The 7,541-nt window shown below is 29.5% G+C and carries 7 protein-coding genes; 2 read left to right on the forward strand and 5 right to left on the reverse strand.

Features of this window, described 5'->3' with window-relative positions; translation table 11 throughout:
• Positions 1–97: 97 nt before the first annotated feature.
• Positions 98–1,072 carry a GPR endopeptidase gene (gene gpr, locus JMO20_RS18360; RefSeq protein ID WP_202711175.1) on the reverse strand — a complete coding sequence of 325 codons (975 nt, stop codon included), beginning with the start codon at positions 1,070–1,072 and terminating at the stop codon, positions 98–100.
• A gap of 192 nt (positions 1,073–1,264) precedes the next feature.
• On the opposite strand from gpr, the gene rpsT reads away from it, so the two are divergent.
• Positions 1,265–1,528, forward strand: coding sequence for a 30S ribosomal protein S20 (gene rpsT, locus JMO20_RS18365; protein WP_202711176.1), 264 nt, complete (start codon positions 1,265–1,267; stop codon positions 1,526–1,528).
• 54 nt (positions 1,529–1,582) lie between these two features.
• On the opposite strand, the gene holA is transcribed toward rpsT, so the two are convergent.
• Complete coding sequence (gene holA, locus JMO20_RS18370) at positions 1,583–2,623, reverse strand: DNA polymerase III subunit delta (protein ID WP_202711177.1); 1,041 nt, start codon at positions 2,621–2,623, stop codon at positions 1,583–1,585.
• Positions 2,613–5,108, reverse strand: a complete 2,496-nt coding sequence (locus JMO20_RS18375) for a DNA internalization-related competence protein ComEC/Rec2 (RefSeq protein ID WP_202711179.1) — start codon at positions 5,106–5,108, stop codon at positions 2,613–2,615. The genes holA and JMO20_RS18375 overlap by 11 nt, the downstream gene beginning before the upstream one ends.
• Before the next feature lie 204 nt (positions 5,109–5,312).
• On the opposite strand from JMO20_RS18375, the gene JMO20_RS18380 reads away from it, so the two are divergent.
• Entirely contained in the window at positions 5,313–6,089 is a 777-nt protein-coding gene (locus JMO20_RS18380) for an alpha/beta fold hydrolase (protein WP_202711180.1), read from the forward strand.
• 843 nt (positions 6,090–6,932) lie between these two features.
• Here the strand turns inward: JMO20_RS18380 and JMO20_RS18385 are convergent.
• Entirely contained in the window at positions 6,933–7,202 is a 270-nt protein-coding gene (locus JMO20_RS18385) for a hypothetical protein (protein ID WP_202711182.1), read from the reverse strand.
• Between the two features lie 108 nt (positions 7,203–7,310).
• Positions 7,311–7,541: RHS repeat-associated core domain-containing protein (locus tag JMO20_RS18390; protein WP_279380183.1), on the reverse strand; the 231-nt coding region annotated here is incomplete at its 5' end.

Raw genomic sequence — 7,541 nt, forward strand, 5'->3', positions numbered from 1 at the left:
ATATCTGTATATCAAATTATATTCTTTTGGAAGAGCTAATATGATAAAAAAATAGCCCTTTGATGATTAAGGGCTATATGAAAACTTATTTTTTTGTCTAATTTATAAATCTGTTAACATCCTTTAAGTCTATGCCTGGGTGTAAAGAAATATTCAATCCATTAGCTACAACTAATGAAAGGTCATTTATTAAATCATCTATCTCCTTAGGAGTTACCATTACATTTGGCATAGATGGAGTCAAAACTTGTTTAATCAATGTATGCTTTTCATGACTCTCCATCTCCTCAAGCATACTATAGAATTGACCTCCAACTGTTGCTTGATCCTTTAGGGCTCCTATAATCAATTCAATAGTATCATTTACCATAGTTGCAGCATCAACGACCATTGGAATACCTATAGCAAAAACAGGAACTCCTAAATAGTCCTTATTTAAAGCCTTCCTGCTATTTCCAACTCCAGATCCAGGACTTATACCAACATCAGATATTTGAATAGTAGAACTAACCCTCTCCATTTTCCTAGATGCTAAGGCATCTACTGCTATAACCACATCTGGCTTAGTTTTCTCAACAATACCTTTAATAATTTCACTTGTTTCAATTCCTGTAAGACCCATAACTCCAGGTGCTATGGCAGAAACCTGAGCCATAGATTCATCTTCTGTTTTATTATATGCCTTAAAAAAATGTCTAGTAACCAGTACTTTGTCAACGACCTTTGGTCCTAAAGCGTCTGGGGTAACATTCCAGTTTCCTAATCCAACTATTAAAGTTTTGGTAGATTTATCGAATTTTCCTAATCCCCTTAATTCTTTAGCCAAAACCTTACTCATCTCATCTTTCAAGTCTTGGTCAGCCTTTTTTAGGGAAGGAGCATCTATTGTTATGTAAGTTCCCTTAGGTTTATTCATCTTTGTTGAACCGTATTCATCTACTACTTTAACTCTAGTAATCGTATAATCTTCTTGTTCATCTCTTTCAACTTCTACTCCTGGAATTTCCTGATTAGTTCGCTCTTTATATAATTCTTTAACTTCAACAGCTAAATCAGTTCTTACTTGAAACATTTGAACACCTCCATACTTTTATAAATATAGGGTGGCTCAAATAATAGTAATTATACTTTAGGTTTTAGTTTTAAGGATAATTGTATATTTTTATTAGTACAAGGGAATAAAAGAAATGTATAATTGTCTTGCATTTTGTTATTGTTTATGGTAAAATTTCTTTTGTTAATCGCATTGAAGGGGGTGAACCTATTGGCTAATATAAAATCAGCAAAAAAGAGAATTGATGTTATAAAAACTAAGACTGCTATCAATAAAAGAAGAAAGACTGAAATAAAGACTTATATAAATAAGTTTAATGTTGCTTTAGAAAATAATGATATTGATACAGCGAAGGAATTAATCAGAGCTATTGAAAGAAAGCTTGATAAAGCTGCTGCTAGAGGAACAGTGGACAAGAAAGCTGCTTCTAGAAAGGTAAGTAGACTAGCTAAGAGATTAAACAACGCTATATAATTTGGCAAAAATCAAAGCACACTAGGTGTGCTTTTTTTATTTGCTAAAATTTCATTATTTAAATTGACATACTTCTATTATAAGAGATTCAACTGCCAGTTTATTATCTATTTTCCCCTTCTTAATATTTAAATCTATTTCTAAGCATTTTGCTACTATAACCTCTAATTCCTTGCTACTAAAATTTCTAGCTTGATTTATTATCTTTTCTGCAGCATAAGGATGAACGCCTAGCTTTTTTGTTACATCTCTAGGGGCATAGCCTTGCTCAGTGTATAATTTAGCCATAAACAGCAATCTGAACTGTCTAATAATCATATAAGTGATCTTTTGAATAGGTTCATTATTTAAAACCATCTCATTTAATACAGATAATCCAATATTAGGCTGCTTTTTCCCCATAGCATCTAATAATTTAAAAAGATTATTTTGAAGGGTTTTTGATAAGCAATTATCAATATCATCCTTTGTTATCTGCTGCCTATCTCCTACATAGTTACAGATCTTTACGATTTCGTTTTCAACATCATAAAGGGTTTTATCACTATTATACTCAAGATACCCTACAGCTTGAGCAAAATAATATATATCATTTGATAATATTTTTTTATTATTCTTTCTAAAGTTCTTTTCAATCCATTTATTTAAGTCATTGCCTTTAATTCTATTTAACTCAACTATCATTCCTTCTTTTTTAATAGACTTAACTAGCTTTTTTCTCTTATCTATACTTTCTCCCTTAATTATAAAGATTAAAGAAGTTGAATCATTTAACTTATCGAGATAATCCTTTATTTGCTCTTCGTCACTACTATTTCCACCTTTTCCTGATGAAAACAAGGGACTGTCTTCAACTACAACAATTTTTTTATCTGACATAAAGGGTAAGGTTTCACATGCATTTACTATACTATCTGCCCCTACTTCTTTACCATCAAAATGAACATAATTAAGGGTTTCAAAAGCTTCATCTACAAATACTCTTTTTATCTCTTTTACTATCCAATCCTTTAAGTAATCCTCACTGCCGTAACAAAGATATACTTTCTTTAAATTCATATTCTTTATATCTTTTAACATAGCTTCATAACTCAAAATCTTCACCGCCTATTTTATTTATAAATCCATCCTTAGTATCATTTAAATTATATATGTATATAGATAAAAGTATCAAACTAAATAGAAATTGTAAATGATATTTATTCAACAATGTAATTATATCTATTCTCGTTGGCAGATAGGTTTCTATTCTATATCCTTTTTTATTAATTATAGCCTTCACCATTCCGTCTAAATCATTTCTCTTGATTTGAACATTTCTTGATTTATATCTAGATAGAACCTTTTCATTTGGATGACCAAAATTATTCTCTCCCACTTGGATAATCGCCACCTCTGGATCAAATGAATCAATAAAATCTTCTGTAGATGAAGTTTTGCTACCATGATGGGGTACTTTCAAAATATCAATATCTATGTTAGAAGATGATTTTACCAGTTCCTTTTCTACTGATTCTTCTATATCACCAGTAAAAAGAATTTTCTTATCATATATTTTTAAAATTAAAGTAAGGGATAGATTATTCTCTTCACCTTGATAATCATTAATTGATAATGGATGCAATACTAAAAATTCTATATACTTATCTATCTTAATTCTATTACCTCTATTAAGTATTGTAGTATTAATACCTTCTTCTTTATTAACTTTACAAATCTTATTATATAAATTATTGTCTATACTTTTATAACCGATAAACAAATTATCAATTCTTATCTCCTTGGCTATGGCTGGATATCCTTCACAGTGATCTGCATCAAAATGAGTAATAAATACACCATCTAGTTTTCTAATCCCTTCTTTTTTAAGATAAGGCACTATTACATTTTCTCCAATATCATAGTCACTAAAGGGAGTTCCTCCAGTATCTATTAAAAAATTCTTACCCTTTATTCTTAGTAAGGATGAGTCACCTTGTCCCACATCAATAAATTCTATTACTACTCTATTCTTGTCAATCATCACATTTAGTCCACAAACTATAACCATCACATATAAAAATATTAAAATTCTTCTATTAACTTTATATTTTAACATATCAGCAAAGAATTGTATTTTTACAATTTTAAGTACTATAAATATTAACAAATAAAAAACGATTATATCTATAATATGCGGTGATGATATACTTACATTTATGAACGGAATAGAGTGGAAAACATAAGCAAATCCATCTATTATTTGTAGTAATGCCCCTAGGATAACCCCTGAAAATAACAAAATAACTTGAACAAATTTAAGGCTTATGAGAGAAATTATCACCATAATAAACCCTAATATTAGAGCAATTGAAATGATAGGGACTATAACTAAATTAGTTATTATTGATATTATAGAAATATTATTAAAATGGAAGGCCATAATTGGTATTATTCCTATTTGCACTGCAATTAATGGAGATAGTTTATTCCCTAAATCCTTATTCCATCTAGATAAGATAGCTTCTATTCTTGTAGTGAATAGTACTAATGACATAGTTGCCAAAAATGATAACTGGAATCCTACACTAAAGACCCATAAAGGATTATATATTAAAAGGATAAAGGCAGCAAGAAAGATTAGATTTAATGCATCATATCTTCTATATATTATATTAGCCAGCATTAAAAAGCTAAACATAATTGAAGCCCTTAAAACTGAAGGAGGGAATCCTATTAGATAACCATAAAACCATATAAATAATACAGTTATAAATATTGCTATTCTTCTATTTACACCCATAAAGGTCAAAGCATATATTAGGAAAAGGGAAATTATCCCTATATGCAAACCAGATACTGCCATCACATGGGCTAGTCCTAATTCTCTATATGTATTTTGTGTTGCTTCATCAAGATATTTAGAATCTCCAAGAAGCATTGCCTTCATAAATGAACTATGATGTTCTTTAAGGACTGTATCAAACAATTTCTCTATTTTCCCTTTAAATTTTAATGCAGTCTTTTGTGAAAAGGACAGGTTACCCTGTGAGTCAATATAAAGGTCATAGTCATTAATATACATTGAAGTGAAGATGTTATTTGTTTGCAAATATAGTCTATAATCGAAAAGTCCAGGATTAGTATTTTCATCAGGAATTTCTATAGTTCCTTTTATGCTAATGTTATCTCCAGAATGAAATTTATGACTTCCCCAAACATATACTAGTAGTTTCTCATTTATTTTATAATTCTTATTCTCGTAATCTGCTTTATTTACTTCGCAAATATACTTTGAAGATTCTTCACTGGTTGATACAACTTCCTTGATGATCCCTTCAACCTTAATATCTTCATTGTTGAATTTTACCAAATTACTCTTGTTCATTTGATAATTAGTTACAAAACACCCTAGCAAAATCATTGCAATAAATAAAGAAAGATTAAAGTGTTTTTTATTACCTTTTGCAATACTCATAGTCAAAACTATAATTATAACTAGAACTAAAAGTATAATTGCTATTTCAGGAATTTTTAATTTATATGATATGCATATACCAAGGATTAAAGGTATAGTTAAAAAAAGAAAAGGCCTTTTCATATTTACAACTCCAGATTGATTTTTCTATATTTTAGCATTCAACTTATACAAAAGTCATCCTTTATTTTACAATTCTACTTTGATTTTCAATATTTAATATGTTATTATCTAGTAATAGAAAATAAATAAACTTTAAAATTAACTTTTGAAGAAATTATCTATTTTCGAATTAAAGATGTTTTTACTAAAAGGAGTGGATATTAAATGTCATGGTCTATTTTTAAGCACGAAAGTGAATTCGTTACAACAGAAAGAATTGAAGTAAATGATATCCCTTGTTTGAAAATAAAGCCTAAAGGAGCAACAGGTTTATTGCCAACTGTGTTATATTATCACGGATGGCATTCTAGTAAAGAGTTTCAGAGATTTATGGGAGCTACATTTGCCTGCTATGGGTACCAAGTAATCCTTCCTGATGCACTGCACCACGGAGAGAGAAATCCAATCGACTACGATGCTGAAGGTATGCTTGAAAAATATATCTGGAAAATCATACTTCAGAATGTAAAAGAATCTAAGGGTATAATAGAAAATATCATTTCAGATCATAATACTGACCCTGATAGAATTGCTGTTATGGGTAACTCTATGGGGGGTATAAGTGCTGCAGGTATTTTCGTACATAATACTAATATAAAATGTGAAGTTATCTTTAACGGTTCATGTGATTGGCTAGCGATTGATAAACTATGGAGAAAGATGGGTAATCTCAATGAAGATACAGCTAATGCTAAGAAATTAGCTGAATATGACTCAGTTACAAATCAAGACAAGCTTCACCAAAGACCTATACTTATGCTTCATGGTGATAGTGATACTTCCGTTCCTATCCAGCTTCAAAGAGGATTCTTTGAAAAGGTATCTGATTCATACAAGGAGTTCCCACAAATGCTTAAATTAATTGAAACCGAAAGATTAGATCATTATAAGACTACAAGCATGGTTGAAAGAGCTATTGAGTGGTTAAAGGAATATCTGTAAGGTTTAGTGTGTGAAACCTTATTTTTAGAAATAATAAAGGTTCTATAATAAAGAACTGAGCTTAAGCTATGAAGCTTAAACTCGGTTCTTTTCGGTTATTAAATGGAATTATAATTAATTATCTAGGTTGCTAATGTCAGTAGCATCTTTTTTCAACAATCGTTACCAACGTCTCTAACTTTCATTATTCTGAAAATGTTTGTACTAGGTCATCCTTTTTAATAGTTCGTAACGTCATATTATTGTTAGATTCACAAATATATTCTTTGATTATGCTATTTAGTTCTTCTGATTTTTCTAACCTTCCTAAATCATCATAGAAGTAGCTGGTTGTACCATTGCTGTCTACTACTGTCTCTTTTTTATAATTACTCCCTTCGCTTTAAAGGTCGTAATAAAAGATAGTATTATTTCGAAAATATTTAATTTTTATGCTTTTATTTTAAATTCCATAGACAGAAGAAAAACAAAGATAAAGAAAATATTAAAGAAGTGATGGTAACTTAACATATTAAAATGAGAAGTGATACTGAATAAAGTAATTTATATGATAAAATTCAATATGTGTGTATACTTGATGTTATAAATATATTGTATAGGGTTTTCATAGGTTATCTTTGTTTTAGTAATGGCATTGGAATCATTCGGTATTAGGTAGCCCTTCCAAAAAAAAAGCAATGGTTAAAATATCATTCACCATCGCTAATATATTTTCTGCACTCATTTTAATTTTCTTTAACACTACCTTTTTATTTTAATGATATTGTTTCTAAAACACAGTGGGTTTCCATAAATGTCCTTTGTTTAATTGAAGTTTATTCTTTATCATTTGTAAATAATTCATCATACTTCTATATTCTCCCACTCTGCACGACCAGCTTCAGTTAATTCAAACCAATACTCTTTAATACTATCTAGCTTAATTTCATTTATACCTTTTGCTGAAGGAGGATATTCTATATAAATCTTATTTTGCCTTAACAATGTTTTTAATTCATTTATTATATCGTATCTAAAAGAATGTATCCCTAAAAAGATCAAATATTCTTCTATTTGAATTATACTCTCGCCTCCATCAGCTAAAGAATCCAATATACCTTCACGAATATTCATTTAAATTCTCCTTACTTTATTTGTTTTGGGTAAGGTCTATAATGTGGTTTCTCAATGAAACTTCCCCTTGAGTCAGTTAAAATATGCCTATATATCTTTTCACCAGTCCTAGCATTTGTATATTCTTGCTCTTAGGTAATACAGTCCACTTTCTTTGTCATAATACTCTCCTGCATATCTAAAGGGGTTGAATATTCCTTCTTCTGTTTGCGTGCCTACTCCATATATGCTGAAATCATATTCATTTAGAATAGTTTCATCTGTTGAAATAAGATTTACTACATCTCCATGTCCGTTATATAAATAATACGCTATTGTTCCTTGATTATCCTGCCTTGA

It is taken from the genome of Sporosalibacterium faouarense (genome assembly GCF_016765695.1).
In the GTDB taxonomy this organism is placed as follows: domain Bacteria; phylum Bacillota; class Clostridia; order Tissierellales; family VENL01; genus Sporosalibacterium; species Sporosalibacterium faouarense.